This is a genomic window from Silanimonas algicola (assembly GCF_054777375.1).
In genome coordinates, this window is record NZ_BAAHAS010000003.1 from 518,969 (window position 1) to 544,661 (window position 25,693).

A 25,693-nucleotide genomic window follows, 5' to 3' on the forward strand; every position below is an offset into this window, starting at 1 on the left:
CTGGGCCGGAATTGCGGGCATCCGGACACAAAAAACCCCGCAGAATCGCGGGGTTAGTGGTGGCTATGGGTGGACTCGAACCACCGACCCCAGCATTATGAGTGCTGTGCTCTAACCGGCTGAGCTACATAGCCACGGGGGCGGGCATTGTCCATGCCGCCCACCGGCGCGTCAACCGGACAACTGAACGGGGGTCGTCCGACCCGGCCGCGACGCGGGATCGCCGATAATCACGGGCTTCGCCTGCGCTTCGAGCCGACGCCCGCCATGAACACCGCCCACCGCAAGCCGCTGCCCGGCACCCGCCTCGACTACTTCGACGCCCGCGAGGCCGTCGATGGGATCCGCCCCGGCGCCTGGGCCACGCTGCCCTACACCGCGCGCGTGCACGCCGAGAACATCGTTCGCCGTGCGGAGCCGGCGCGCATCCCCGACTACCTGCGCCAGTTCATCGAGCGCAAGCGCGACCTCGACTTCCCGTGGTTCCCGGCGCGCGTGGTCTGCCACGACATCCTCGGCCAGACGGCGCTCGTCGACCTGGCCGGCCTGCGCGACGCCATCGCCGATTTCGGCGGTGATCCGGCGCAGGTGAATCCGGTGGTGCCGGTGCAGTTGATCGTCGACCATTCGCTCGCCGTCGAGTGCGGCGGCTTCGATCCCAACGCCTTCGAGAAGAACCGCGCCATCGAAGACCGTCGCAACGAGGACCGCTTCCACTTCATCGACTGGACGAAGCGCGCGTTCAAGAACGTCGACGTGATCCCGCCGGGCAACGGGATCATGCACCAGATCAACCTGGAGAAGATGTCGCCGGTGATCGGCGTCGAGCACGGCGTGGCGTATCCGGACACCTGCGTCGGCACCGACTCGCACACGCCGCACGTCGATGCGCTCGGCGTCATCGCCATCGGCGTCGGCGGCCTCGAGGCCGAGAACGTGATGCTGGGCCGCGCCTCGTGGATGCGCCTGCCGGACATCGTCGCCGTCGAGCTGACGGGCAAGCCGCAGCCGGGCATCACCGCCACCGACATCGTGCTCTCGCTCACCGAGTTCCTGCGCAAGTCGAAGGTGGTCGGGGCCTACCTCGAGTTCCGCGGCGAAGGTGCGGCGGCGCTGACCCTCGGCGACCGCGCAACGATCTCGAACATGGCGCCGGAGTACGGCGCCACGGCCGCGATGTTCTTCATCGACGGCAACACGCTCGACTACCTGCGACTGACCGGTCGCTCGGACGAGCAGGTGGCGCTGGTCGAGACCTACGCGAAGACGCTCGGCCTCTGGGCCGACGACCTGCGCACGGCCGAGTACGAGCGCACGCTGCACTTCGACCTCTCGACCGTGGTGCGCACCATGGCCGGCCCCTCGAACCCGCATGCGCGCGTCGCGACGAGTGAGCTGGCCGCCAAGGGCATCGCCGGGAACCTCGACGCCGCCAAGGCGCAGGAAGCGCAAGGCCTGATGCCGGATGGCGCGGTGATCATCGCCGCGATCACCTCCTGCACGAACACCTCGAACCCGCGCAACGTCATCGCCGCCGGCCTGCTGGCGAAGAAGGCGAACGCGCTGGGCCTGGTGCGGAAGCCCTGGGTGAAGACCTCGCTGGCGCCGGGCTCGAAGGCCGTGGCGCTGTACCTCGAAGAGGCCGGCCTGAAGACCGAGCTCGAGGCGCTGGGCTTCGGCATCGTCGCCTTTGCCTGCACCACCTGCAACGGCATGAGCGGCGCGCTCGATCCCAAGATCCAGCAGGAGATCATCGACCGCGACCTGTACGCGACGGCGGTGCTTTCAGGCAACCGCAACTTCGATGGCCGCATCCACCCCTACGCGAAGCAGGCCTTCCTCGCTTCGCCACCGCTGGTGGTGGCCTATGCCATCGCCGGCACCGTGCGCTTCGACATCGAGAAGGACGCGCTGGGCCATCGCGCCGACGGCACGCCGATCCTGCTGAAGGACCTGTGGCCGAGCGATGCCGAGATCGACGCCGTCGTGAAGGCGTCGGTGAAGCCGGAGCAGTACCGCACCGTCTACGAGCCGATGTTCCGCGCGGTGGTCGAGCACGGCGAGGCGGTGAAGCCGCTCTACGACTGGCGCGCGCAGAGCACCTACATCCGCCGCCCGCCGTACTGGGAAGGCGCGCTCGCGAAGCCGCGCACGCTCAGCGGCCTGCGCCCGCTGGCCATCCTCGGCGACAACATCACCACCGATCATCTCTCGCCGTCGAACGCGATCCTGCTCAACAGCGCGGCCGGCGAGTACCTCGCGAAAATGGGCCTGCCGGAAGAGGACTTCAATTCCTACGCCACGCACCGAGGCGACCACCTGACCGCACAGCGCGCGACCTTCGCCAACCCGACGCTGCAGAACGAGATGGTCCGCGATGCCGAGGGCAAGGTGCGCAAGGGCTCGCTGGCCCGCGTCGAGCCGGAAGGCCAGACGATGCGCATGTGGGAAGCGATCGAGACCTACATGGAACGCGGCCAGCCGCTGATCATCATCGCTGGCGCCGACTACGGCCAGGGCAGCTCGCGCGACTGGGCGGCCAAGGGCGTGCGCCTTGCCGGCGTCGAGGCGATCGTGGCCGAGGGCTTCGAGCGGATCCACCGCACCAACCTGATCGGCATGGGCGTGCTGCCCTGCGAGTTCCTGCCGGGCACCACGCGCCTCACACTGGGCCTCGACGGCACCGAGACGTACGACGTCGTCGGCGCCCGCACGCCGGGCGCTACGCTGACGCTGGTCGTGCATCGCAAGGACGGCACGCGCGTGGAGTGCCCGGTGCGCTGCCGCCTTGACACCGCCGAGGAAGTGGCGATCTACGAAGCCGGCGGCGTGCTGCAGCGCTTCGCGCAGGATTTCCTCGAAGCGACGAAGGCGGCTTGAGATGACGACGGTCCGCCCCCAAGTTCGTATTTCCGCCACCTACATGCGTGGCGGCACGTCGAAAGGCGTGTTCTTCCGCCTCGCCGACCTGCCCGAAGCGGCGCAGGTCCCGGGCGCTGCCCGCGATGCGCTGCTGCTGCGCGTGATCGGCTCGCCCGACCCCTACGGCAAGCACACCGATGGCATGGGCGGGGCGACGTCGAGCACCAGCAAGTGCGTGATCATCGGGCCGGCCACGCAGCCGGGCCATGACGTCGACTACCTCTACGGCCAGGTGTCGATCGACAGCGCCTTCGTCGACTGGAGCGGCAACTGCGGCAACCTCAGCAGCGCCGTCGGGCCCTTCGCCATCGCGAATGGCTTCATTCCGGCCGATCGCATTCCGAGGGACGGCATCTGCACGGTGCGCATCTGGCAGAAGAACATCGGCAAGACGATCGTGGCCCACGTGCCGATCGCGAACGGCGAGGTGCAGGAGGACGGCGACTTCGAACTCGACGGCGTCACCTTCCCCAGCGCGGAGATCCCGCTCGAGTTCCTTGATCCGGTGGACGAAGGCGACGAGGGCGGGGCGATGTTCCCGACCGGGAACGTGGTGGATGACCTCGACGTTCCGGGCGTCGGCGTGCTGCAGTCGACGATGATCACGGCGGGCATCCCGACGGTGTTCGTGCGTGCGGCGGACGTCGGCCTCACCGGCACCGAGCTGCAGCCGGCGATCAACGAGAGCCGCGAACGCCTGGCGATGTTCGAGGCCATCCGCACCGCGGGCGCCCTGCGCATGGGGCTGATCAAGACGCCGGACGAAGCCGCCAAGCGCCAGCACACGCCGAAGGTGGCCTTCGTCGCGCCGCCCGCCGAATACGTGGCGTCGAGCGGCAAGGCTGTCCACGCCGCCGACATCGACCTCGTCGCCCGCGCGCTGTCGATGGGCAAGCTGCACCACGCGATGATGGGCACGGCCTCGGTGGCGATCGCCACGGCCGCCGCCATCCCCGGCACGCTCGTGAACGAAGCCGCCGGCGGCGGTGCCCGCGAGGCGGTCACCTTCGGCCATCCGAGCGGCACGATGCGCGTGGGCGCCGCGGCCGAGCAGGTCGACGGCCAGTGGGTGGTGCGTCGCGCGCTGATGAGCCGCAGCGCTCGCGTGTTGATGGAAGGCCACGTGCGCGTGCCGGTCGGCGTCGGGGCGCCGTCATGAACTGGCAGCACGCCGCCGTCCCGCCGCTGCTGCGCGGAGACTTGCAGCAGCAGGCCCAGTCCGCGACGCCGGGCGAGGGTCTCGACGCGTTGACGCGCGAGCTGACCCTGCTGCGCCTGCAGCTGTCCGAGTCCAGCTTGGCCGGCGAAGTGTTCGCCAATCCGTGGTTCCACGCGCTCGGCGCGCTCGGCACGCTGCTGGTCGCGGCATCATTCTTCGTCGAAGCCGGGCAGCGCATTCGATTGGGCGGGGAGGCTGGCGCGCCACCGTCCTGAGCGTTGGGCCGGTCCGGACGCTCGTGCACCTTCCGGCCATCGAATTGGGGGACACTCGGCGGGGAGGCCGGTCGGCGCGCCGGGCCGGCCCTTCAACCAAAGGAGCTCCTGCATGGCCACCTGTCCTCCGATCCCCCGCGTCCTGCTGCTCGTGCTCGGGCTGCTGCCCCTGCCCGCAGGCGCACAGGCCGGCGCCCCGGACGCGACGTCGGCGCCGACCGCGCTGCTGATCCGGGACGTCCGCGTGTTCGATGGCGTCGGGCCCACGCTATCGGCACCCACCGACGTGCTGGTGCGCGGCAACGCCATTGACCGCATCTCGAGCGGCCTCGACGCGCCGCCGGGCGCGCGCGTGGTCGACGGCCGCGGCCGCACCCTGATGCCCGGCCTGATCGACGTGCACGTGCACATGACCTTCGGCGCCATGCCGATGACGCAGCTGATGTCGCCGGACCTCACGCCGTCTCTCGCGGAACAGGCGGCCGCCGAGCAGGCCGAGCAGATGCTGCTGCGCGGCTTCACCAGCGTGCGCGACGTCGGTGGCCCGGTCTTCGGCCTGAAGGCCGGCATCGACGCCGGCCGTTACCGCGGCCCGCGCATCTGGCCCTCCGGCCCGGCGATCAGCCAGACCTCCGGACACGGCGACATGCGCCTGCCGAACGAGCCTTCTCGGCGCTTCACCGGCCAGCTGTCGCGCTTCGAAAAGCTCGGCGCCGGCTTCATCGCGGACGGCCGCGACGAAGTGCTCACCGCGACGCGCGAGAACCTGCGCATGGGGGCCAGCCATATCAAGCTGATGGCGGGCGGCGGCACCAGCTCGTCCTACGATCCGCTCGACGTCACCCAGTACACGCTCGACGAGATGCGCGCCGCGGTCGAGGCCGCGGAGGACTGGAACACCTACGTCACCGTGCACGCCTACCACCCGCGCGCGGTGCGACGCGCCATCGAGGCCGGCGTGAAGTGCATCGAGCACGGCCAGCTGCTCGACGAGGCCACGCTGAAGCTGATCGCCGAGAAGGGCGTCTTCCTGTCGCTGCAGATGCTGATGGCGGACTCGCCGAACATGGCGCAGGAGCGCCGCATCAAGCGCTTCCCGGTCATCCAGGGCCAGGAGAAGATCTGGCCGCTGGCGAAATCGCTGGGCGTCAGGCTCGCTTGGGGTACGGATTTCCTGTTCGAGCCCGGTCTCAACCCCGAGCAGAACAGCTACCTCCTGAAGCTGCTGCCGTGGTTCACGCCGGCCGAGATCCTGAAGCTCGCGACGCACGACAACGCGCAGCTGCTCGCGCTCTCGGGCCCGCGCTCGCCATATGCCGGCACGCTCGGCGTGGTGCGCGAGGGCGCGCTGGCCGACCTGATCCTGGTCGACGGTGATCCGCTCGTCGACCTGTCGCTCGTCGCGGATCCCGCGGCGAATTTCGATCTGATCGTCAAGGACGGCGTCATCGTCAAGGAGGCCCCGTGAGCCGAGTCACCGGTATTCGCGCGTCGCGTTCGTCCCGCCGTTTCGGTGCGAAGCCGGCGGCGTGGCTGATGGCCCTGATCGGGGCCTGCGGTGCGGGTGCGGCCGTCGCCCAGGACATCCCCGAGACGGGCGGCGACGCGTCGGCGCGCTGGGTCGGCCAGGTCACGCCCTACGTCTGGGCCGCGGGCATGGGCGGGCGCCTCACGCCGTTCACGGGCGCGCCCACGTTCCAGGTCAGCAAGTCCTTCGGCGACGTGCTGGAGGATTCCGATGGCGCGTTCTTCCTGACGGCTTATGCGCGCCGGGATCGCCTGGTGCTGCTGGGCGATTTCACCCATTCGCGGTCGTCGAAGGATGGCCGCGTGCCGCCGGGCCTGCCGGCTGAAGGGCGCTTGCGCCAGCGCTCCCTGACGCTGGCCGCCGGCTGGCGCATCGCCGAGGATGAGCGCGCCGCGGTGGATGTGCTCGGGGGGCTGCGGCAGTGGTCGCTGCGCAGCGAGGTGCAGGTGCCGCTCGCCGGCGTGGCGCGTTCGCCGGGCGACACCTTCACCGATCCGATCGTCGCGGTCCGCGTCAATGCGCCGCTTTCACCGCGATGGTCGGTCATCGGCTATGCCGATATCGGCGGCTTCGGCGTCGGCTCCGAGCACACGCACCAGTGGCTGGTGAGCGCGAATTACCTGCACGGCGAAGCGTGGGCATTCTCGCTCGGCCTCCGGGCGCTGGCGGTCGACTATCGCGATGGCGGGACGCGCGTCGACGTGACGCTCGCGGGCCCCGTCCTTGGCGCGAGCTGGCGGTTCTAGCGGCGCCACGGGCGCCGCGAGGCTTGAGCGCGTTTGCGCGCCTGTGGCATGGTGCCTGCATTGAATTTGGAGCCCGTACGGTGATCGATCCGGACGGTTATCGCCCCAATGTCGGCATCATCCTGATGCGCGACGACGGCCGCCTGTTCTGGGCCCGTCGCGTGCATCGCGACGGCTGGCAGTTCCCCCAGGGGGGCATGAACAGCGACGAGACGCCGCTCGAGGCCATGTACCGCGAGCTGCAGGAAGAGACCGGCCTGCTCCCGGAGCACGTCGAGCTGCTGCATTCGACGCCGGGCTGGCTGCGGTACCGGCTGCCCTCGCGCTGCGTGCGCAACGGCGAGAAGCCGAGGTGCATCGGGCAGAAGCAGGTGTGGTTCCTGCTGCGGCTGGTGGCGTGTGAGTCGAACGTGCGGCTCGACGCCAACGAGAAGCCCGAGTTCGATCGGTTCCGCTGGGTCGACTACTGGTACCCGGTCGAGCACGTCGTGCACTTCAAGCGCGAGGTCTATACGCGCGCGCTGTGCCACGTGGCGACGGCGGCGCGAGGTCTGGCGGGGCCGGAGGCCGTGCCGGAGCCGGCGTTCGTCCCCCCGGCGGCCGAGGCCCGGAGCCGCCGGCAGGCCTGAGCCTTCACGCCCTCGACCCGGGCCTGAACCCGGCGCGCCGGCGCGCGCGCCCGGCCTTGACAGCCGACCCATTGCGGCTTGTAATGCAAACCGTTCGTATTACTGGATGCAAGCCGTGTACGTGTGCGTCTGCAACGGGGTCACCGATCGCGATATCCAGCGGGCCGTCGACGAGGGCTGCGACAGTCTCGATGCGCTCGCCGCGCGCACGGGCTGCGGCAGCACCTGCGGCTGCTGCCGCGAGTACGCGGAAGAAGCGATCGCGCAGGCCAAGTCGAAGAGCCTCGGGCTTCCCATCGCGGCCTGAGCGGTCGTCGCGAGGGTGCGAAGACCGTCTTTCGCTTTGCATCCGCCTCGCGCAGCGATTCGCGTTTACCCGTGCGCTCCGTAGCGGCGCTAGGCTTCTCCCACTACGCGTCAAGGAGCAGCCGACATGAAGGGCGACCCGCAGGTCATCCAGCACCTCAACAAGGTGCTTTACAACGAACTCACCGCGATCAACCAGTACTTCCTGCATGCGCGCATGTTGAAGAACTGGGGCTTCAAGGAACTCGGCGAACACGAGTACCACGAGTCGATCGACGAGATGAAGCACGCCGACTGGGTCATCGAGCGCATCCTTTTCCTCGAGGGCCTGCCGAACCTGCAGAACCTCGGCAAGATCATGATCGGCGAGACGCCGAAGGAAGTCTTCGAGTGCGACCTCAAGCTCGAGATGGTCGCCATTCCCGACCTGAAGGCCGGCGTGGCGCATGCGGAGTCGGTGGGTGACTACGTCAGCCGCGACCTGTTCGCGAAGATCCTTGCGTCCGAGGAAGAGCACGTCGACTGGCTGGAAACGCAGCTCGACCTGATCAAGCGCCTGGGCGAGGGCCCCTACCTGCAGACGACGCTGTCGAAGGACTGAGCGGCGCCTGGAGCCGGGAAGAGCGAAGGACGGCCGGGGCGACCCGGCCGTCCGTTTTTCAGGCCACGAGCTTGCGTAGCGACTCGCTGGCGCGCTGGAACTCGGCCTCGAGCACGGCGACCGCCACGGCGGGACGCGGCAGCGCGCCCTCGCGGGCGCCGACCTCGATGCGCTTCGCGGCGGCCGACACCGCCATGGCGCCCAGGTTGGCGCTGGAGGACTTCAGCGTGTGCGCCGGCGCGATCATCTTCTCGAGGTTGTTGTCGGCCGCCGCTTCCTCGAGCTGCTGGATGTACTTGGCGGCATCGACGAGGAACATCTGCACGAGGTTGCCGAACTCGCCGCCCATGACCTCGCGAAGCTCGGCCAGCACCTCGTCATCGAGCACGCTGGGTGTGGCGGCTCCGGACGGGATCGCCGTGCCGGACGGCGGCGCCGAGACGGGCGGAGCGACCGCGACCGGGGGGCTTTCCGAACGCTGGAGGCCGATCGGCGGCAGCATGGGCGTCGGGGCAGGCACCGCGAGCGCCGGCGTGGCGCGCCCCGTCGGTGCCGCGGATGCGTGCACGGCGCTGCGGCGGGCGAGGGCGCCCCGCTGCAGCCATCGCTTCAGGGTGTCCTCGAGCTGCGAGCGGTCGACCGGCTTCGACAAGTAGTCATCCATGCCGGCGTCGAGGCAGCGCTGGCGGTCCCCGGCCATGGCGTTCGCCGTCATGGCGACGATCGGCAGCCGGGGCAGGCGATGGGCTTCTTCGTACTCGCGCCACTCGCGCGTGGCCGTGTAGCCGTCCTTGACCGGCATCTGGCAATCCATCAGGACCACGTCGAGGTTGCCTGCGGCCATGCGCTCCAGCGCGCGCTCGCCGTCGCCCGCCGACTCGCAGATCAGGTCCATCTGGGCGATGAGCTTCTGTGCGACCAAGAGGTTCACGGGGTTGTCCTCGACCAGCAGCACGCGCGCCCGGCGGCCGATCGCGGCTTCCGAGAACGCACCGACGCTGCTGCCCTGCGGCAACGCGGCCACGGCCGGCGATGGCGCGAGCGTGCCGCCCAGCGCGAATTCGTCCTCGGCCTCGCCCGCGCCGGGCAATGGCGTCGCCTGGTCGGGCACGAGGAGGTCGGCGAGGCCAGACTTCAGGTCGGCAGCGGCGGCATCGCGTCTCAGCATGCCGACCCCGGGCGCCGAGGTGACCTCGGGCGGCAGCGGCTCGGCGCCCGCCAGCAGCAGCATCTTCAATCCGGCCACTTCCGGCGAACGCGCGAGCGCGCGCTGCAGCACCACGGCGGCCGAAGCGCCATCGCGCAGGTCCGCCACCAGTGCCTCGAAACCGCCACCCATGCCGCGGGATGCGGCCGAGCGCAGCATCTGCAGCGCTTCGGGAGGCGTGCTCGAGTAGGACAGGCGCAGGCCCCAGTTCTGCATCGCGGTGGCCAGACGCTCACGCTGCGCCGCATCGGGCGTCATGAGCAGCACCCGGGCGCCCGACAAGTCGGCGCGTGCTGCGGGCAGGTCGCCGACGGCCTTGGCGAGCGGGACTTCGAACCAGAAGCGCGAGCCTTGGCCGGGCTCGCTGTCGACGCCGATGCGGCCGCCCATCAGGGTGATGATGCGCTTGCAGATGACGAGGCCAAGGCCGGTGCCGCCATACATGCGGGTGGTCGAGGCATCGGCCTGCGAGAAGGCGACGAAGAGCTGCGACAGCTTGTCCTTCGGGATGCCGATGCCGGTGTCGATCACCTCGAAGCGCAGTGGGTGGTGCAGGCGCTCCTCGCCGTTCTTCTGGATCCGCAGGGTGACGCGGCCACGGTCGGTGAACTTGATCGCGTTGCTGAGCAGGTTGGTCATCACCTGGCGGAGTCGCGTCGGATCGCCGCGAACAGGCAGACGCACCCCCGGGTCGATCTCGAGGTGCAGCAGCAGGCCCTTGGTTTCGGCCTGCTTGGTCATCAGGCGAACCACCGACTCGGCGAGCTCGCGCAGGTTGAAGCCCGTCGTCTCGAGGTCGACCTTGTTCGCCTCGAGCTTCGAGTAGTCGAGGATGTCGTCGACGATCCGCAGCATCTGCTTCGCGGAGCCATGCGCCGTTCGCAGCAGATCGGCCTGGTCGGCGGTGAGGCGCGCGGCCAGCAGCATGTCGATCACCGGCAGGATGCCGTTGAGCGGCGTGCGGATCTCGTGGCTCATGGTGGCGAGGAACTCGCCCTTCGCCATCATCGCCGCCTCGGTCTGCTTCTTGGCGTCCTTCAGCTCGAGTTCGAGGCGGCGGTGGCGCTCCAGCTCCTGCTGCAGCGTTTCGACCATGCGCTGGTTCTCGCTGGTGAGCCTCTGGTGCTCGGCAAGGAGTTCGCGGGCTTCCCGCAGCCCGCCGGGCACCACCACGATGGCGCCGACGGTGAACCCGGCGGCGGCGATGACGGTGGGCCAGAAGCCGCCGAAAGGCAGCAGGGCGAGGACGACGGCGAGCAGGAGCCCGGCGGCGGCGGCCAGCAGCAGCCAGCCCGCGAGCAGCCGGTTGGGGATGCGGGGCGGCAGCACGTCAGAGGATCGCCTGGTTGAAATCGAAGTCAAGGGCGTCGGCGGCCTGCTGCACCAGGTTGCCCTGCACGAAGTCCACGCCGCTCATCCACAGCGTGGCGGCGGCCTGCGGGTCCTCGACGCCGTGGCCGATGACTTCGAGGCTGCGCCGATGCGCGCGGTCGATGATGACCTTCAGCTCGTCGCGCACGGCCGACGACAGCGCACCGGTCGAATACTTCCCGGCGAGCTTGATCAGCGACAGCGGCAGCTGTTCCATGGTCGATTCGACCTCGGGCCCCGGCTCGAATTGCGACAGGCAGAACTGCACGCCGTCGGCGACCATCGCCGAGCAGAACTCGCGCAGCGTGCCGGTGTGCACGCTGGCATCGGAAAGCCGCAGCTCGATCACCAGCGAGGTCCCCGGGATGTCGAGTGCGCGGAGTTCGTTGCGCAGCCACTCGGCATGGCCGCCGTGGGCGAGCGTGTACGGTGACTGGGTGACGAACAGCGTCATCGTGGCGCCGCGGTTGCGGGCATCGGCGATCTTGGCGATGGCCTCGCGCAGCACCCAGCGGTCGATCTCGACGATGAAGCCGGAACGTTCCGCCGCCGGGATCACTTCGGCGGCGGTCATGCGCTTGCCGCTGCTGGTGTCAAGGCGCAGCAGCACCTGGTAGCGGCTGTCTTCGCCGCCGGCGACGGCGACGATCGGCTGGTACAGCAGGGACAGGCGTCCCGACGACATCGCTTGGCGCATGTCGTCGATCAGCGCCTTCTGGCGCAGGACCTCCTCGGCGGCCAGCGGGCGGTACAAGTCGATGCGGTCGCTGCGCTTGCGGGCGTTGTGCGCCGTCTTCTCGACGGCGTTGAGCAGCGCGCCCGCGTCGGTGAACTCCTCCACAAGCGGCGCGACGCCGGCCACCGCCGGGGTGACCACACCCTGGTCGCCAAGGCGGAACTCGTGCGCGACCAGCGCTTCACGGAGCTGGACGCCGAGCATCAGCAGCTCGTCAGGGTCGAGGCTGGCATCCAGCACGAGAAAGCCACCGTCGGCGAAGCGGCACAGCATGCGTTCGCCGGCCAGGGGCTTGAGGAGGTCGAGGGCCTCGACGTGCAGCCGCTCGAACTGGCCGAGCCCCAGACGTTCGCGCAACCGGGCGATGGTCTCCATCTCGAGGAAGACGACGCCACCGCGGACGCGCCCTTCCGTGATCAGCTGGTCGATGCGCGCCATCATCCGGCCGCGCTCGACGATCCCGCTGTCCACGCTGCTGGGGGCCGCGGCGGCGCCGTCCGACTCCCGCTCGCGGATCTGCTGCACGTCGCGGTAACGGCGGATGCGCCCTTGCACGCTCGCGATCAGGTGCTTCGGTCGGATCGGCTTGGAAAGGAAATCGTCGCCGCCGGCGTCCAGCGCGTTGAAGCGGACCTCCTCGTCCTGCTCGCCGGTCAGGAACACGATCGGCGTATGCGCGAACGCATCGCGCTCGCGGATCAGCGCGGTGAGCTCGATGCCGTTCGCCACCGGCATGTGGAAATCCATCAGGATCAGGTCGGGCTCGAAGGTGTCGAGGGTCGGCAGCACGTCGAGCGCATCGAGCACGATGCGCGTGTCCATGCCGGCGTTGCGAAGCACGCCTTCGGCGAACAGGGCCTGGGCACGATCGTCCTCGACGATCAGCACGCGGTAGACCGGCTCGCCGGTGCTGAACAGGTCGCGCAGCCGGTTGGCCACGTCGATGCCGCCGTGCGGGCGCACCAGCACGGCGTCCATGCCGGCGCGGCGGGCCGAGAGGCGGGCCATGACGTCGTCGGTGTCGGTGATCAGCGCCATGCGGATCGGCTGGCTGGCGCGCATCCGGATCGGCTTCATCGCCTCGCCGATGCGATCGATCGACGCGGCATGCATCCGGTCGATGAGCACCACGTCGGCCGGCAGGGCGCCGACCAGTTCGACGAGCTCGTCGATGTCCGAAAGTGCGTCCACCTCGAACTGCCGGGAGCGCAGCTGCTCGGCCAGCACCTCGGCCTCGCGGCTTTCATCGGACAGGAGATAGAGCCGCAGCGCCGTCATGGGTAGCGATCCGTTGCCAAAGCGAGAGTCGTCGAGTGTAGACGCCTCGGCGGGGGACGGGCGTGTACCGGAAGTGGGGAGGGCGGCGCGGTTCATGGGCATGGCCGGGATGCAGCGCGCCGGTGCGGCGTCGGCCACCCATCGCCGCCAGAAGCCCAGAGGCAAGCCCTCCGCGCGTGGGGGGTGCGGAAGGATCACGAGCGAGCGCTCGACGTACTCGTGGCCGCCTGCGGGCAGCTGGTCGATCAGCGTCTCGAGCAGCGCACTGAGGCGTGCGCCGAGGATCGGGTCGGGCAGGCCCTGGCGCTCGAGTGGCTGGGCCAGCGATTCGGCGAGCAGCAGGGCCGTGTCGACGGCGGGCCCGCGGTCGAGCGCATGGAGGCCGTGGACGAGCGGTCCGAGGTCCTCCCTGATCTGGGCGACTGCGTTGATGTCCCAGCCCGCGCGGCGCGCCCGGCGCACACGGCGTTCCATCTGCCGGCAGCGCTGGCGCAGGACGGGGGCAAGGTCGTCGGCCGCGATTCGGCCGGCTTCGAAAGCGGCGACGGACACAGGCGGCGGGCTCCAAGGGGTTCCCGCATTGTTGGTCCGCTCCCGGGGCGCGGCAATCCGCGTTCAACAAGATTCACACTTGTGACGCGCTTCGCGTTTTGTTTCCTTGCCTTTTGGTGAGGCCGCGGACGAGACGCCACCCGAGGTAGAGGCCTGCGGCGGTCATGGCCGCCAGCAGGAACGCCGCCGCGATCGGGGCCAGGATCGCCAGCACCAGCCCGCCGGCGGCGACGACATCCTCGGTACCGGAGGCCACCCAGTTGGAGACCGGCTCCGGCGAGGCATTGATGGCGACCCGGGTGCTGCTCTTCAGTGCGTGGGTGGACAATGCGGCCGCCCCGCCCAAGGCGGCCGCCGCGACGCCCCATTCGCCGTCGGGGGCGAACGCCGCCGAGGCGAGGAAGGCGCCGGCCGGAACGCGCGCCAGCGTGTTGACGAGGTCCCAGGCGGAATCGACCCCGGGGATCTTGTCGGCGAAGAACTCCACCACGGCGAGGGCACCGGCGGTGCCGAGCACCCACGGCGAGGTCACCACCTCCATGCCGGCTGGAAGCGGCATCCAGCCCAGCAGGGCGGCGATCCCGACACCGAAGACCGTCAGGTAGGCGCGCACGCCGGCCAGACAGGCGAGGGCCAGGCCTAGGGCGAACAACGGCGCGTCGGGCATCGGGGCACTCCTCGGGCGGCGGGGAACGACCGGAGTATGGAAGTGATCGCTTGACCCTGCCTGAAGGAGGCCGCTATACCGGTCCCCCCGTCTCGGACCTGGACCGTGAACGCCCCACGCGACGACGACGCCCGCTTCATCGTGGTGCCCCGACGGGCATCCGACCGCCTGCGCCGCTGGGCCATCGTGGCGGGCTGGCCGCTGTCGCTGGTGCTGCTCTGGGGGTGGATGGCCTGGCGGGCCGAGCCGGCCCTCACCGCGTTGCGGGCCGAACACGGCGAGCTGCTTGCGGCGTACGCGGAGACCCGCGCCGAGCTGGAAGCCGTGAAGCAGCAGGTCGCGACGCTGTCGCGGTCGGAGCAGATCAGCCGCGCGGCCAACGTCGAAGTGCAGGAGACGCTGGCGGAGCGGGACGAGGAAATCGCCGCCTTGCGCGCCGACGTGGCGTTCTACGAGCGGCTGGTCGGCGCCACCGGCCAACGCCGCGGCCTCACGGTGCACGCGGCCGAGTTCCAGCCCGAGGCCGGGGGCAGCTGGCGCTACACCCTGACCCTGACGCAGAACCTCAATCGCGGCGCGATCAGCGCCGGACGACTCCGTTTCGCCGTGGAAGGCGTTTCCGCGGGTGCGCTGAAGACCGTCGACTGGGACACGCTGCGGCAGGCCGACAACGCGCCGGGTCAGGCGTATTCTTTCCGCTACTTCCAGAAGCTCGACGGCAGCATCGTGCTGCCGGCCGGCTTCACCCCACAGCGGGTCCGCGTCACCCTCGAGGGCGGCGGCGGCCCGGTCGAGGCCACCCTCCCCTGGCAGGGCGGTGCGGCGCCCTGATTCCCCCCGAAAGGATCGTTCCATGCTCGGTTTCGGTGATTCCAAATCCCGCGCGTCCCGCGCCGGCGGCAGCGTCGACACGCTGATCGGCCCGCAGATGGTGCTGCGTGGCGACATCCAGTTCTCGGGCGGTTTGTACCTCGAGGGGCAGCTGATCGGCCGCGCCATCGCGGACGCCGGCGCCGAGGCGATGGTCACGATCGCGGCCCGCGGCCGCGTCGAGGGCGAGCTGCGTGCGCCGGTCATCGTCATCAACGGCAGCGTGAAGGGCGACGTGCACGCCACGCAGCGGCTCGAGCTCGGCCCGGAAGCGCGTGTCGAAGGCAACCTGCATTACGCCGTGATCGAGATGGCCGCCGGTGCGGCCGTGACCGGGCAGCTGGTGCACGTGGCCGCCATGGCGCCGACGGGCGGGCCCGGCAAGGGCGGCGGAACGCCGTCCGCATCGCCGCGGACGACCGCCGAGCGCGAAGCGACACCGGCCTGACGCGTCGCGTGCTTGAATCGCAGGATGCCGATCGCCATATCCCCGCCATGACGACGCCCAGCTACCAGGACCTCGACGCCCCCTTGGGCTTCACGCCGGCCGCCGCGGCCAAGGTCGCCGCGCTGATCGCGGACGAGGGCAATGCCGACCTCAAGCTGCGCGTCTACATCACCGGCGGCGGCTGCTCGGGCTTCCAGTACGGCTTCGAGTTCGACGAGGCGAGCAACGAGGACGACGTGGCCGTGCAGCGCGACGGCGTGACCCTCGTGGTCGATCCGCTGAGCCTGCAGTACCTGATGGGGGCCGAGGTCGACTACCGCGAGAGCCTCGCGGGCTCGCAGTTCGTCATCCGCAACCCCAACGCCAAGACCACCTGCGGCTGCGGCAGCAGCTTCTCGGTGTGAGCCTCTCGGGCTTCGCCTTCGTCGACGGCGGTTTCGACCGCGCTGCCCACCTTCGATCGTCTGCCGAGGCCCTCGACGCCGCGTGGCCCGGCGCGCGCGTGCTGCGACTCGATGGCGAATCGCGCAGCCTCGAGGCGGGCGAATTCGATACCTGGCCCGTCGGCGAGACGGTGGCCGGCGAGCGTCCCGAGGACGCCGTGTTCCTCGGGCTCGTCGAGGCCGTTCCCTGTTTCGCCTTGGAGCGACCGGCGGAGGGTGCGCCCACGGTCGACCTTCGCCGTGCCGGCATGCAGTGGCCGGGCCGCGAGGCCGCGCTGTTCGCGGCCGCGGCGGGCCTGCTGAACTGGCGGCGTCGAGCGTGCTTCTGCGGTGGGTGCGGCACGGCGCTCGAACGTCGGCAGGCGGGTTGGTCGGCGCGGTGCCCCGGATGCGGACTCGAGGCCTACCCGCGCACCGATCCGGCCATCATCGTGGCCGTCAGCTCCGGCGATCGCCTGTTGCTCGGCCGGCAGGGCAGCTGGCCGCCGGGCCGCTGGTCGGTGGTCGCTGGTTTCGTCGAGCCCGGCGAATCGCTCGCGCAGGCCGTTCGCCGCGAGGTGTTCGAGGAAACCCGCATCGCCGTGCGCAACGTACGCTACGCCGGCGACCAGCCCTGGCCGTTCCCGATGGCCTTGATGCTCGGCTTCCACGCCGAAGCCGAGCCCGATGCGCCGGCGCCGGAGGTCGATGACGAGCTCGAGGCCGCACGCTGGTTCACGCGCGACGAGGTCCTCGCCGGCCTGGCGGCCACCGATGCACCGCGCGGGGACGATCCCCCGCCGCTGGCCTTCGCGCCGCGCCTGTCGATCGCCCGGGCGCTGATCGAGGCCTGGGCGCACGGCCGCGACTGAGCCCTTCGACGAGCCCGTCGCCCCCGCGCGCTAGACTGCTCCCCCGAACGAGCCCGTCGCGCCCAAGACCGGATGTCCATCACCCTCGTCGCCGTCATCGCCGCGTTGCTCCTTGGCCATGTCGCCAAGCCGCTGGCCGCGCTCCGCCACCACGATGGCTTCGTCGCCTGGCTGGGCGTGCTCGGCGCCGAGGGCGGCAGCCTGCGCCGTGCCGCGCTGTGGTTCGGCCTCGGCCTGCCGCTGGTCCTGCTGGCCGCGCTGCAGTGGTGGCTCGCCGGTTGGGCCTATGGCCTGCCGAGCCTGCTGCTCGGCATCGCGGGTCTGTTCTACGCCTGGGGTCCGCGCGACCTCGACCTCGATGTCGAAGCCGTGATCGAGGCCGATGGCACGGAGGCGCGCCGCGAGGCGGCGAAGCCGCTGTTCCCGCAGCAGGCCGAAGCCGTCATCGAGGGTGGCCCGCTGGTGGAGGCCGTGTTCCGCTGCGCGCTGTGGCGCTGGTTCGGGCCGCTGTTCTGGTTCCTCGTGCTCGGGCCGGTGGGCGCGGTTGGCTACCGCCTCGTGGCGCTGTCGGCGCAAGGCGCCGCGCAGCAGCGCCTGCCGGAAGCGCAGCGTGGCACCGCCGGCGTGCTGCTCGGCGTGCTCGACTGGCCGGTCGCGCAGCTGATGACCCTGACGCTGGCGCTCGCCGCCGACTTCGATGCCGTCATCGGGGCCTGGCGCCGGTGGCATGCCGATGGGGTTCGCCTCGGCCTCGGTCACCTGGAGGCGGCCGCCCGGGCCAGCGTGGCCGTTGAACTCGCCGAGGAGGAGGCCTACGCGGCCGACGGCCCGGCGCAGGCCCCTGCATTGCTGGAGCTGCGCGATGCGATGAGCCTGGTCTGGCGCATCCTCGTGATCTGGCTGGGCGTGCTGGCGCTGTTCGTCGTGGCGGGATTCGTCGGCTAACGGCCCGGCACCAACGCTGTCGCGCCTGCCGCGCGGGTCGTCAGGCCGCGTCACCGCGCAACGCGCGCACCCTGGCTTCGAGCAGGGCCGCGGTGGCGATCTCGCCGGGCACCGGCGTCGTCGCCTCGATGCCGATCGCCGCGCGGAAGCGGCGCGGCAATCGCATGCGGCCGAGCGCCGAATCGCGGCGGCTGAACAGGCTGCCCCAGAGGTTCTTCAGCGCCATCGGCACCACCGGCACCGGGCGGCGCGCGAGGATCTTCTCGACGCCGGGGCGGAAGGGTGCGATCTCGCCGTCCCTGGTCAGCCCGCCCTCGGGGAAGAGGCCGACGATCTCGCCGTTCGCCAGCGCCGCGTCGATGCGGTCGAAGGCGCGCTGCATCAGTGCGGGGTCTTCCTTGCTGCCGGCGATGGGGATCGCGCCCGCCGCGCGGAACACCCAGTTCATGACCGGGATGCGGAAGATCTTGTAGTACATGACGAACTTCACCGGGCGCGGGATCGCACCGGCCAGCAGCAGCGCGTCCATGTAGCCGACGTGGTTGCACACCACCAGCGCCGGCCCCTCGTCGGGGATGTTCTCCTCGATGCCCCTGGTGTCGATGCGGTACATGGCGAGCGTCGCCAACCACACCAGGAAGCGCATCAGGAACTCGGGCACGAGGCTGAAGATGTGGATCGCGACGACCGCGTTCAGCACCGCGGTGACGAGGAAGAGCTCGGGAATCGACAGGCCTGCCGGTCCCAGCAGCACGATGGCGATCCCCGCCGCGATGACGATGAACAGCGCGTTGAGGATGTTGTTGGCGGCGATCACGCGCGAGAGCTGCTCGCGCGGCGCGCGCTGCTGCACGAGCGCGAACAGGGGCACGATGAAGAAGCCGCCGAACAGGCCGATCAGCGTGAGGTCGAGGGCGATGCGCGCGCTGCCCTCGGCGGCGAGGAAGCCGCGCCAGTCGAGCGCGTTGGCGGTGCCGGCCGCGACCTCGAGGGCGTGCGCGCTGGCCTGCGGCTGCGCCAGCCACAGGTCGACGCCGAACACCGTCATGCCGATGGCGCCGAGCGGCACCAGGCCGATCTCGACGGTGCGGCGCGACAGCGTTTCGCAGAGCAGCGAGCCTGCGCCGATGCCGAGCGAGAACAGGGTGAGCAGCAGCGGGATCACCGTGGCGTCCCCGCCCAGCACGTCGATGGCGTACTTCGGCAACTGCGCGAGGAACAGCGCGCCGAAGAAGAAGAACCAGCTGATGCCGAGCACCGAGTTCAGCACCGCGCGCTGGCCCTTCAGCGTGGCCAGCGTGGAGAGCGTGGCGCGCAGCGGGTTGCGGTCGATGGCGAGGTCCGGCGCCGTGGCGGGCGCTTCGGGGACGAAACGCGCGGCGATATAGCCGGCGACGGCGATGGCGATGACGGCCAGCGAGGCGAGGAAGGGACCGTTCTCGTACTCGCTGATCAGCACGCCGCCGAAGATCGTGCCGACGAGGATGGCGAGGAAGGTGCCGGTCTCGACGAGGCCGTTGCCGCCGGTGAGCTCCTCCGGTTTCAGCGCCTGCGGGAGGATCGCGTACTTGATCGGCCCGAACAGCGTGCTCTGTGCGCCGAGCAGGAACAGCACGCCGAGCAGGAAGGGCAGCGAGTCCAGCCAGAAGCCCACCGCCGCGAGCACGGCGATGACGATCTCCAGCAGCTTGATGCGGCGGATCGAGCGCGCCTTCTCGTACTTCTCGGCCCACTGGCCGGCGGTGGCGGAGAACAGGAAGAAGGGCAGGATGAACAGCGCGCTGGCAAGGTTGGCCCAGAGACTGCGCTCGTCGTCGGTCAGGCCCACCGCCTTGACGGTGACGAGGATGACCAGCGCCTGCTTGAAGACATTGTCGTTGAAGGCCCCGAGCGACTGGCTCAGGAAGAACGGGGCGAAGCGGCGTTGGCCGAGCAGGGCGAACTGGCTGTGCGACATGCGGGTCTCCGAAGACCCGTCGACACTAGCAAAGCGCGGCCGCCGTCCGCTCGAGCCCGAGTCGCCGGCCGTCGACGTCGCGGAACCTGCGACCCGGCGTGCCTCCGGCCCGAGCCCGATGGGCCCGCTACGAGAGCGGCGGCGGCGCGGTCGAAGCGAAGGCGGGGCGCGCCGCGAACGTCGCGTACCACGCAGCCACGCGCGGGGCGAGCGGACGCCACGGGTGGTCGGGCAGGCGATAATCCAGCCAGCCAAGCGCCGACGCCACCGCGAGGTCGGCCAGCGTCACGCGACCGCCGACGAAGTGGGCGCGGTCCGCCAGCCGGCGCTCGAGTTCCGCGAAGGCGCCGTCGACCTTGGCCCACTGCCAGTCCTGCCACGCGGCGCTGCGCTGCTCCGGCGTGCGGCCGGGCCAGAGGCGTTCCATCCGCACCAGCACGGCGGCGTCGAGCAGGCCGTCGGCCAGCGCCTCGATGCGGCGCACGGCAAGGCGCTCGGCGCGGTCGTCCGGGATCAGGCGCGGGCCGTCGCCGAGGCCGTCGAGCAGCTCGACGATGACGCGGGAGTCGTACCAGGCCTCGCCGTCGTCGGTGACGAGGCAGGGCACCTTGCGCAGCGGGTTGGCGTCGGCCACGCCGTTGTCGGCCCGGAAGACGTCCACCTCGACCAGCTCGAGCGCGATGCCGCGCTCGGCGGCGACGGCGCGCACCTTGCGGGCGAAGGGCGAGGGCAGGGACAGCATCAGCTTCATGCGGAACCTCCGGGGTCAGGCGGACTCGCGGGCGACCGCGCGCCAGCCGATGTCGGTGCGGTGGAGCTCGTTCGCCCACGAGATCCTGGCGACGGCCTCGTAGGCCTTGCGCTGTGCCTCGCGGATGTCCGCACCCTTGGCACAGACGCAAAGCACGCGCCCGCCGCTGGTGGTCACCACGCCGCCGTCGAGCGTGGCGCCGGCGTGGAACACCTTCGCGAAGGCCGGCACGGCGTCGAGGCCGTGGATCACGTCGCCGGTGATCGGCGTTTCCGGATACGGCTTGGCGGCCATCACCACGCCGAGCGCGGGCTCGGGCGACCAGCGCGCCTCGACCGTGTCGAGCCGGCCGTCGATCGCCGCCTCGACGAGATCGACGAGGTCGGAGTCGAGGCGCAGCATCACCGGCTGGGTTTCCGGGTCGCCGAAGCGCACGTTGAACTCGATGACCTTGGGCGCACCCTGGGCATCGATCATCAGGCCGGCGTAGAGGAAGCCGGTGAACGGCACGCCGTCCGCGGCCATGCCGCGCACGGTGGGCTCGACCACCTCGCGCATCACGCGGGCATGCACCTCGGGCGTCACGACCGGGGCGGGCGAGTACGCGCCCATGCCGCCGGTGTTGGGGCCGGTGTCGCCATCGCCGACGCGCTTGTGGTCCTGCGAGGTGGCCATCGGCAGCGCGTGCACGCCATCGACCATCGAGATGAAGCTGGCCTCCTCGCCGTCGAGGAAGTCCTCGATCACGACGCGCGAACCGGCGCTGCCGAAGGCGTTGCCGGCCAGCATGTCGCGCACGGCGGCTTCGGCCTCGGCCACGTTCATCGCGACGATCACCCCCTTGCCCGCGGCGAGGCCGTCGGCCTTGACCACGATGCGGGTGTCATTGAGTTCAGCGGTGCGGGCGCGGATGTAGGTGCAGGCCGCATCGACCTCGGTGAACACCTCGTAGCCGGCGGTGGGGATGCCGTGGCGCTTCAGGAAATCCTTGGCAAAGGCCTTGCTGCCCTCGAGCTGCGCCGCTTTTGCCGTGGGCCCGAAGATGCGCTGCCCGGTCGCGCGGAAGCGGTCGACCACGCCGGCCACCAGCGGTGCCTCGGGGCCGACGACGGTGAGTGCCACGCCCTCGCGCTGCACGAGCGAGAGCAGGCCGTCGAGATCGGAGGGCTTGATGTCGACATTGCGGCACTTCGGCTCGGTGCCCGTGCCGGAGTTGCCGGGCGCGACCAGCACTTCGGACACGCGCGCCGACTGCGCGAGCTTCCAGGCCAGCGCGTGCTCGCGGCCGCCGTTGCCGATCACCAGAATCTTCATGACGTGCGCATCCACATTCGACGTTTCCATCAGTCTTGCCCGTAGAAGATCAGCGCGCGTTGGCCATTGCCGTATTCGTTCCTCACTGCGGCATCGGCCCCGGTGGCGGGGTCGCCCCAGAGGTCGTTGGCCGTCTTGACCATCACCGCCTCGAGGTGGCGAAGCTGGCGATGGTGGCGCGGTGGGTGTGTCTTGGTGTTGAGCTCACGAAGCTCTTCGATGAACGTCGCGATGTCGTCTGGCGTCACGATGAAGTGCACGGGGTGGATCATGTCCTGCTTCGTGGTCTCGCCGATCTGGATGGCCCGCTGGGGATTCCTGAAGCGTTCGAAGAAGGAACCTTCGATCCCACGATCCTGCTGGTACTTGGCGGCATAGCCCATGCTGTCGATGCCGTAGAACTCGTAGCTGATCGGGCTTTCCATCGCACCGCCCTCGGTGCACAGCCCAACGATGAGGCCGTCGGCCTCGATCTGGAAGTGCTCGCGCAAGGCCGGGTTGCGGTTGCCAGCGAGCAGGTCGTTGATGTGCGCTTTCTCGCGCACGATGGTTTCGCGAAGCTCGCGCCATTCGATGGAGCAGGCATGCCAGCCGAAGCCAGTGGCGTTACAAGCCGACGCGCCGACCAAGGCAGCCAGCAGAATTCCGTGCTTCATGTGGCGCAGCCCTCAGTGGCGGAAATGGCGGGTGCCGGTGAACACCATCGCCATGCCGTGCTCGTCGGCGGCGGCGATCACCTCGGCGTCGCGCATCGAACCGCCCGGCTGGATCACGGCGCGGATGCCGGCCTTCGCGGCCGCATCGATGCCGTCGCGGAAGGGGAAGAACGCATCGCTGGCCATCACCGCGCCTGGCACGACGAGCCCGGCCTCCTCGGCCTTGAGGGCGGCGATCCTGGCGCTGACCACGCGGCTCATCTGGCCCGCACCAATGCCGACGGTTTGCGCGTCCTTCGCGTAGACGATGGCGTTCGACTTCACGTACATCGCCACCTGCCACGCGAAGACGAGGTCGGCCATTTCCTCCGGCGAGGGCTGGCGCTTCGTCACGATGCGGCCGTCGCCCGCGGCCCAGGGCGTGACGTCGGCGTCCTGCACCAGCAGGCCGCCGGCGATGCGCTTGTAGTCGAGCGCGGCGCCCGGCGCGTCGAGCGCGCCGCAGGCCAGCACGCGCACGTTCGGCTTCTTCGCGATCACGGCCACGGCGTCGTCGCTGACCACCGGGGCGATCACCACCTCGACGAACTGGCGCTTGAGGATCTCCTCGGCAGTGCCGGCGTCGAGCGGGCGGTTGAAGGCGATGATGCCGCCGAAGGCCGAGGTCGGGTCGGTGGCGTAGGCGCGGTCGTAGGCCGCGAACACGTCCTGCGCCAAGGCCACGCCGCAGGGGTTGGCGTGCTTGACGATCACGCAGGCCGGCTGGTGGAACTGCTTGACGCATTCCAGCGCGGCGTCGGCGTCGGCGAGGTTGTTGTAGCTGAGCTCCTTGCCCTGCAGGAAGCGCGCGGTGGCGACGATGCCCATCGGCGCGCCGCGCTCGACGTACAGCGCGCCGCGCTGGTGCGGGTTCTCGCCGTAGCGCAGCTTGCTGGCGAGGTCGAGCTGCAGGTTCAGCGTGCTCGGCCACTCCGCGGCCTTCGCTTCGTCCTCGACGCGCGCCGAGAGCCACATGCTCACCTTGCCGTCGTAGCGCGCCGTGTGCGCATAGCCCTTGGCGGCGTAGCCGCGGCGCTGCGCGGCGGTGGTGCCGCCGGCGGCGAGCGCCTCGAGGAAGCCGTCGTAGTCGGCCGGGTCGGTGAGCACGGCGACGCGCGCGTGGTTCTTCGCCGCCGCGCGCAGCATGGCCGGGCCGCCGATGTCGATGTTCTCGACGGCGTCCTCGTACGTGCAGTCGGCCTTCGCGACCGTCGCCTCGAAGGGGTAGAGGTTCACCACCAGAAGATCGATCGCTTCGATGCCGTGCCGGGCCATCACCGCGTCGTCGGTGCCGGCGCGGCCGAGCAGGCCGCCGTGCACGGTCGGGTGCAGGGTCTTGACGCGGCCGTCCATGATTTCCGGGAAGCCGGTGACCGCCGAAACGTCGGTGACGGCCAGGCCGGCCTCGCGCAGGGCCTTGGCCGTGCCACCGGTGGAGAGCAGCACCACGCCTTTCGCGGCAAGCGCCTGGGCCAGCGGCAGCAGGCCGGTCTTGTCGGAAACGGACAGCAGGGCCCGGCGAATGGGCTGGCGATGGTCGGTCATGCGTCTCCCTCGGCCCGTCGCGGGCGGAAAGACGCGAATTATACGGGCGGCGGGCGACCCCGGTCGGGGCGATCAGCGCAGCAGGCCGACGGCTTCGAGCTTCTTGCGCAGCGTCGCGCGGTTGATGCCGAGCACGGCCGCGGCGCGGCTCTGGTTGCCGTCGCAGTGCTTCATCACTTCCGCCAGCAGGCCGGTTTCCATTTCCGACAGCATCAGCGCGTAGAGCGAATCCGCTTCGCATTCGCCGCGGTCGCTGAGATAGCGGCGCGTGGCGCGGGACACGGCCTCGCGCAAAGCGGGCACGGCCGGAGCGGCTTCGGCACGGGAGGAGAGAGCGTTCACGGGGACCCCAGAATCGAACCCGCCGGCCGTCCAGTGGGCGGCGGGGTAGGGGAGTCTGCCCCAATTCCCGCCATCGCGCGACCTCGACTTTGGGGTCAGTGGAAATCGAACTCGAAGGCCACGGCACGGTTGCCGGGGTCGAGGATCTCCAGGGCGATGGTCGCCGACTGGCCCGGAGCCAGGCCATCGCTGGAGGGTGTTCCCCCGAGGTACTCCACCGGCTGGAATCGGCGCAACCCGATCCGCTGGCCGTCGAGATCGGTGAGTGCCAGTTCCAGCAGCGGCCAGGCCTGGGTCCATGCGGCGTCGTTGCGGAAGCTGGCCGTGACGAGCAAGGCCTGCCCGTTGCTGGGATGCGGCTGGATCTCCCGGCTGAGCACGACGAAGGCCTTGGGCTCGTGCCACGTCGGCAGGGTGCAGCCCAGCGAGGCGCAGGCGCGCTCCATCCACGGTCGCCACGTCGGGCTGGCGGCGAAGCGGGCGCGGTCGGCCAGCACGATCTGCACGAGCAGCAGGACGCAGCCGGCGACCAGCAGGGCCCCGATGCGCCAGCGGCCTGCCCGGGAGAGCGGGGCGATTTTCGGCGGGGGGCGGACGAAGCTCGGGAGGGCGCGCGGCATGGCGACGGAGTGTAAAGGCTTCAATCCGGCCGCCGGCGGCCGGTGATGCGCACCCAATCCTCGCGTTGGGTCACGACAAGGTCGTCGAACCACGCCGAATAGCGTTCGACCAGCGCCCCGTCCTGGCCCTTGAGGATGCCGGAGAGCGCAATCACGCCGCCCGGCGCCACCCGCGAGGCGAGCACGTCGGCCAGCGCGTCGAGCGCCACGGCGAGGATGTTGGCGACGACGACGGGATAGGTCGCCTTCGGTTCTTCCGAGGGCAGGAACACGCCCATCCGATCGGCCACGCCGTTGCGCGACGCGTTGTCGGTGGTGGCGAGGATGGCCTGCGGGTCGTTGTCGACGCCGACCGCGCGCCCGGCCCCGAGCTTCAGCGCGGCCAGCGCGAGGATGCCGCTGCCGCAGCCGAAATCGAGCGCGGTCTTGCCGGCGAGATCGAGGCCGTCGAGCCACTCGAGGCAGAGCGCGGTGGTGGCGTGCGTGCCCGAGCCGAAGGCGAGGCCCGGATCAAGGCGCACGACGGCCGCGTTCGCGGCCTGCGCGGCCTCGGGCAGGTCGTGGTCCCAGGGCACGATCCACGTGCGGGTGCCGAAGGCCATCGGCTGGAACTGGTCCATCCACGCGCGAACCCAGTCCTGGTCGTCGACCACGCGGAACGAGGCCGACGCGAGATCGGCGCGCGGATCGATCGATTCCAGCGCGGCGAGAAGCGGCTCGCGCGGCACGTTCTCCTCGAACAGCGCCACCACGAGGCAGTCCGCCCACAGCGGCGTTTCGCCGACGCCGGGTTCGAGGATGGCCTGCTCGTTCGTGGTGTCGGCCTGCGGATCGAGCAGGGTGACGCTCATCGCGCCGAGGTCGGTGAGGGCGCGCTCGAGCCAGGGCTCGTCGGCGGCGCGGCAGCGCAGGGAGAGTTCGAGGTGGGGCATGGG

The 25,693-nt window shown here is 70.4% G+C and carries 24 protein-coding genes and 1 tRNA gene; 13 read left to right on the forward strand and 12 right to left on the reverse strand.

Annotation, left to right across the window (positions count from 1 at the left end; genetic code table 11):
• Window positions 1-57: 57 nt before the first annotated feature.
• A tRNA-Met gene (locus ACYVAK_RS12470) sits at window positions 58-134 on the reverse strand.
• A 133-nt stretch (window positions 135-267) separates the two neighbouring features.
• On the opposite strand from ACYVAK_RS12470, the gene acnD reads away from it, so the two are divergent.
• The 8 genes from acnD to bfr all read left to right on the forward strand — a co-directional run bounded on the left by acnD (window position 268) and on the right by bfr (window position 8,166).
• Window positions 268-2,880: a Fe/S-dependent 2-methylisocitrate dehydratase AcnD gene (gene acnD, locus ACYVAK_RS12475; RefSeq protein ID WP_461061442.1), complete on the forward strand. Its 2,613-nt coding sequence runs from the start codon at window positions 268-270 to the stop codon at window positions 2,878-2,880.
• A 1-nt stretch (window position 2,881) separates the two neighbouring features.
• Complete coding sequence (prpF, locus tag ACYVAK_RS12480) at window positions 2,882-4,081, forward strand: 2-methylaconitate cis-trans isomerase PrpF (protein WP_461061444.1); 1,200 nt, start codon at window positions 2,882-2,884, stop codon at window positions 4,079-4,081.
• Window positions 4,078-4,356: a hypothetical protein gene (locus ACYVAK_RS12485; protein ID WP_461061446.1), complete on the forward strand. Its 279-nt coding sequence runs from the start codon at window positions 4,078-4,080 to the stop codon at window positions 4,354-4,356. Before prpF ends, ACYVAK_RS12485 begins: the two co-directional genes overlap by 4 nt.
• A 112-nt stretch (window positions 4,357-4,468) precedes the next feature.
• Complete coding sequence (locus ACYVAK_RS12490) at window positions 4,469-5,824, forward strand: metal-dependent hydrolase family protein (protein WP_461061448.1); 1,356 nt, start codon at window positions 4,469-4,471, stop codon at window positions 5,822-5,824.
• On the forward strand, window positions 5,821-6,630 hold the full coding sequence (locus ACYVAK_RS12495; protein ID WP_461061450.1) for a hypothetical protein: 810 nt from the start codon (window positions 5,821-5,823) through the stop codon (window positions 6,628-6,630). Before ACYVAK_RS12490 ends, ACYVAK_RS12495 begins: the two co-directional genes overlap by 4 nt.
• An 80-nt stretch (window positions 6,631-6,710) precedes the next feature.
• Window positions 6,711-7,259, forward strand: coding sequence for an RNA pyrophosphohydrolase (locus ACYVAK_RS12500; RefSeq protein WP_461061452.1), 549 nt, complete (start codon window positions 6,711-6,713; stop codon window positions 7,257-7,259).
• 115 nt (window positions 7,260-7,374) lie between these two features.
• The gene (locus tag ACYVAK_RS12505) at window positions 7,375-7,566 is read left to right on the forward strand and encodes a (2Fe-2S)-binding protein (protein WP_461062144.1); all 192 of its coding nucleotides are present in this window, start codon (window positions 7,375-7,377) and stop codon (window positions 7,564-7,566) included.
• Window positions 7,567-7,692: 126 nt separating this feature from the next.
• Window positions 7,693-8,166, forward strand: coding sequence for a bacterioferritin (bfr, locus tag ACYVAK_RS12510; protein ID WP_461061454.1), 474 nt, complete (start codon window positions 7,693-7,695; stop codon window positions 8,164-8,166).
• A 58-nt stretch (window positions 8,167-8,224) separates the two neighbouring features.
• Here the strand turns inward: bfr and ACYVAK_RS12515 are convergent, their stop codons facing one another.
• The 3 genes from ACYVAK_RS12515 to ACYVAK_RS12525 form a co-directional block, all read right to left on the reverse strand.
• A complete protein-coding gene (locus ACYVAK_RS12515) occupies window positions 8,225-10,702 on the reverse strand; it encodes a hybrid sensor histidine kinase/response regulator (protein ID WP_461061456.1) in 2,478 nt (825 codons plus the stop codon).
• Between the two features lies 1 nt (window position 10,703).
• Window positions 10,704-13,310 (reverse strand): EAL domain-containing protein, encoded by a 2,607-nt coding sequence (locus ACYVAK_RS12520; RefSeq protein ID WP_461061458.1) that lies wholly within the window; start codon window positions 13,308-13,310, stop codon window positions 10,704-10,706.
• 73 nt (window positions 13,311-13,383) lie between these two features.
• Entirely contained in the window at window positions 13,384-13,977 is a 594-nt protein-coding gene (locus ACYVAK_RS12525) for a DUF4126 domain-containing protein (protein WP_461061460.1), read from the reverse strand.
• 105 nt (window positions 13,978-14,082) lie between these two features.
• Here ACYVAK_RS12525 and ACYVAK_RS12530 point away from each other — a divergent pair, with 105 nt between their 5' ends.
• The 5 genes from ACYVAK_RS12530 to ACYVAK_RS12550 all read left to right on the forward strand — a co-directional run bounded on the left by ACYVAK_RS12530 (window position 14,083) and on the right by ACYVAK_RS12550 (window position 17,534).
• Window positions 14,083-14,808: a DUF6776 family protein gene (locus ACYVAK_RS12530; protein ID WP_461061462.1), complete on the forward strand. Its 726-nt coding sequence runs from the start codon at window positions 14,083-14,085 to the stop codon at window positions 14,806-14,808.
• A gap of 22 nt (window positions 14,809-14,830) precedes the next feature.
• A complete protein-coding gene (locus ACYVAK_RS12535) occupies window positions 14,831-15,295 on the forward strand; it encodes a bactofilin family protein (RefSeq protein ID WP_461061464.1) in 465 nt (154 codons plus the stop codon).
• A 47-nt stretch (window positions 15,296-15,342) separates the two neighbouring features.
• Window positions 15,343-15,699 carry an iron-sulfur cluster insertion protein ErpA gene (gene erpA, locus ACYVAK_RS12540; protein WP_461062146.1) on the forward strand — a complete coding sequence of 119 codons (357 nt, stop codon included), beginning with the start codon at window positions 15,343-15,345 and terminating at the stop codon, window positions 15,697-15,699.
• Window positions 15,696-16,589, forward strand: a complete 894-nt coding sequence (nudC, locus tag ACYVAK_RS12545; RefSeq protein ID WP_461061466.1) for an NAD(+) diphosphatase — start codon at window positions 15,696-15,698, stop codon at window positions 16,587-16,589. The genes erpA and nudC overlap by 4 nt, the downstream gene beginning before the upstream one ends.
• Before the next feature lie 72 nt (window positions 16,590-16,661).
• Window positions 16,662-17,534 (forward strand): hypothetical protein, encoded by an 873-nt coding sequence (locus ACYVAK_RS12550; RefSeq protein WP_461061468.1) that lies wholly within the window; start codon window positions 16,662-16,664, stop codon window positions 17,532-17,534.
• A gap of 40 nt (window positions 17,535-17,574) precedes the next feature.
• Here ACYVAK_RS12550 and ACYVAK_RS12555 read toward each other — a convergent pair whose 3' ends face one another.
• The 8 genes from ACYVAK_RS12555 to prmA all read right to left on the reverse strand — a co-directional run bounded on the left by ACYVAK_RS12555 (window position 17,575) and on the right by prmA (window position 25,690).
• Window positions 17,575-19,491, reverse strand: a complete 1,917-nt coding sequence (locus ACYVAK_RS12555; protein WP_461061470.1) for an MFS transporter — start codon at window positions 19,489-19,491, stop codon at window positions 17,575-17,577.
• A gap of 127 nt (window positions 19,492-19,618) precedes the next feature.
• Window positions 19,619-20,242 carry a glutathione S-transferase C-terminal domain-containing protein gene (locus tag ACYVAK_RS12560; protein WP_461061472.1) on the reverse strand — a complete coding sequence of 208 codons (624 nt, stop codon included), beginning with the start codon at window positions 20,240-20,242 and terminating at the stop codon, window positions 19,619-19,621.
• 15 nt (window positions 20,243-20,257) lie between these two features.
• Entirely contained in the window at window positions 20,258-21,556 is a 1,299-nt protein-coding gene (purD, locus tag ACYVAK_RS12565; protein ID WP_461061474.1) for a phosphoribosylamine--glycine ligase, read from the reverse strand.
• 29 nt (window positions 21,557-21,585) lie between these two features.
• Window positions 21,586-22,212, reverse strand: coding sequence for a hypothetical protein (locus ACYVAK_RS12570; protein WP_461061476.1), 627 nt, complete (start codon window positions 22,210-22,212; stop codon window positions 21,586-21,588).
• 12 nt (window positions 22,213-22,224) lie between these two features.
• Window positions 22,225-23,796 (reverse strand): bifunctional phosphoribosylaminoimidazolecarboxamide formyltransferase/IMP cyclohydrolase, encoded by a 1,572-nt coding sequence (gene purH / locus ACYVAK_RS12575; RefSeq protein WP_461061478.1) that lies wholly within the window; start codon window positions 23,794-23,796, stop codon window positions 22,225-22,227.
• A gap of 72 nt (window positions 23,797-23,868) precedes the next feature.
• A complete protein-coding gene (locus ACYVAK_RS12580; protein WP_461061480.1) occupies window positions 23,869-24,138 on the reverse strand; it encodes a helix-turn-helix domain-containing protein in 270 nt (89 codons plus the stop codon).
• Window positions 24,139-24,233: 95 nt separating this feature from the next.
• Complete coding sequence (locus ACYVAK_RS12585) at window positions 24,234-24,758, reverse strand: DUF3426 domain-containing protein (RefSeq protein ID WP_461061482.1); 525 nt, start codon at window positions 24,756-24,758, stop codon at window positions 24,234-24,236.
• 20 nt (window positions 24,759-24,778) lie between these two features.
• Window positions 24,779-25,690, reverse strand: a complete 912-nt coding sequence (gene prmA / locus ACYVAK_RS12590) for a 50S ribosomal protein L11 methyltransferase (protein WP_461061484.1) — start codon at window positions 25,688-25,690, stop codon at window positions 24,779-24,781.
• Window positions 25,691-25,693: the final 3 nt, after the last annotated feature.

Excerpts from the sequence above, each read along its gene's own strand:
- acnD (WP_461061442.1), top strand. The coding sequence starts at position 268 with ATGAACACCGCCCACCGCAAGCCGCTGCCCGGCACCCGCCTCGACTAC.
- prpF (WP_461061444.1), top strand. The coding sequence starts at position 2,882 with ATGACGACGGTCCGCCCCCAAGTTCGTATTTCCGCCACCTACATGCGT.
- ACYVAK_RS12485 (WP_461061446.1), top strand. The coding sequence starts at position 4,078 with ATGAACTGGCAGCACGCCGCCGTCCCGCCGCTGCTGCGCGGAGACTTG.
- ACYVAK_RS12490 (WP_461061448.1), top strand. The coding sequence starts at position 4,469 with ATGGCCACCTGTCCTCCGATCCCCCGCGTCCTGCTGCTCGTGCTCGGG.
- bfr (WP_461061454.1), top strand. The coding sequence starts at position 7,693 with ATGAAGGGCGACCCGCAGGTCATCCAGCACCTCAACAAGGTGCTTTAC.
- ACYVAK_RS12525 (WP_461061460.1), bottom strand. The coding sequence starts at position 13,977 with ATGCCCGACGCGCCGTTGTTCGCCCTAGGCCTGGCCCTCGCCTGTCTG.
- ACYVAK_RS12535 (WP_461061464.1), top strand. The coding sequence starts at position 14,831 with ATGCTCGGTTTCGGTGATTCCAAATCCCGCGCGTCCCGCGCCGGCGGC.
- erpA (WP_461062146.1), top strand. The coding sequence starts at position 15,343 with ATGACGACGCCCAGCTACCAGGACCTCGACGCCCCCTTGGGCTTCACG.
- ACYVAK_RS12550 (WP_461061468.1), top strand. The coding sequence starts at position 16,662 with ATGTCCATCACCCTCGTCGCCGTCATCGCCGCGTTGCTCCTTGGCCAT.
- ACYVAK_RS12555 (WP_461061470.1), bottom strand. The coding sequence starts at position 19,491 with ATGTCGCACAGCCAGTTCGCCCTGCTCGGCCAACGCCGCTTCGCCCCG.
- ACYVAK_RS12560 (WP_461061472.1), bottom strand. The coding sequence starts at position 20,242 with ATGAAGCTGATGCTGTCCCTGCCCTCGCCCTTCGCCCGCAAGGTGCGC.
- purD (WP_461061474.1), bottom strand. The coding sequence starts at position 21,556 with ATGAAGATTCTGGTGATCGGCAACGGCGGCCGCGAGCACGCGCTGGCC.
- ACYVAK_RS12570 (WP_461061476.1), bottom strand. The coding sequence starts at position 22,212 with ATGAAGCACGGAATTCTGCTGGCTGCCTTGGTCGGCGCGTCGGCTTGT.
- purH (WP_461061478.1), bottom strand. The coding sequence starts at position 23,796 with ATGACCGACCATCGCCAGCCCATTCGCCGGGCCCTGCTGTCCGTTTCC.
- ACYVAK_RS12585 (WP_461061482.1), bottom strand. The coding sequence starts at position 24,758 with ATGCCGCGCGCCCTCCCGAGCTTCGTCCGCCCCCCGCCGAAAATCGCC.
- prmA (WP_461061484.1), bottom strand. The coding sequence starts at position 25,690 with ATGCCCCACCTCGAACTCTCCCTGCGCTGCCGCGCCGCCGACGAGCCC.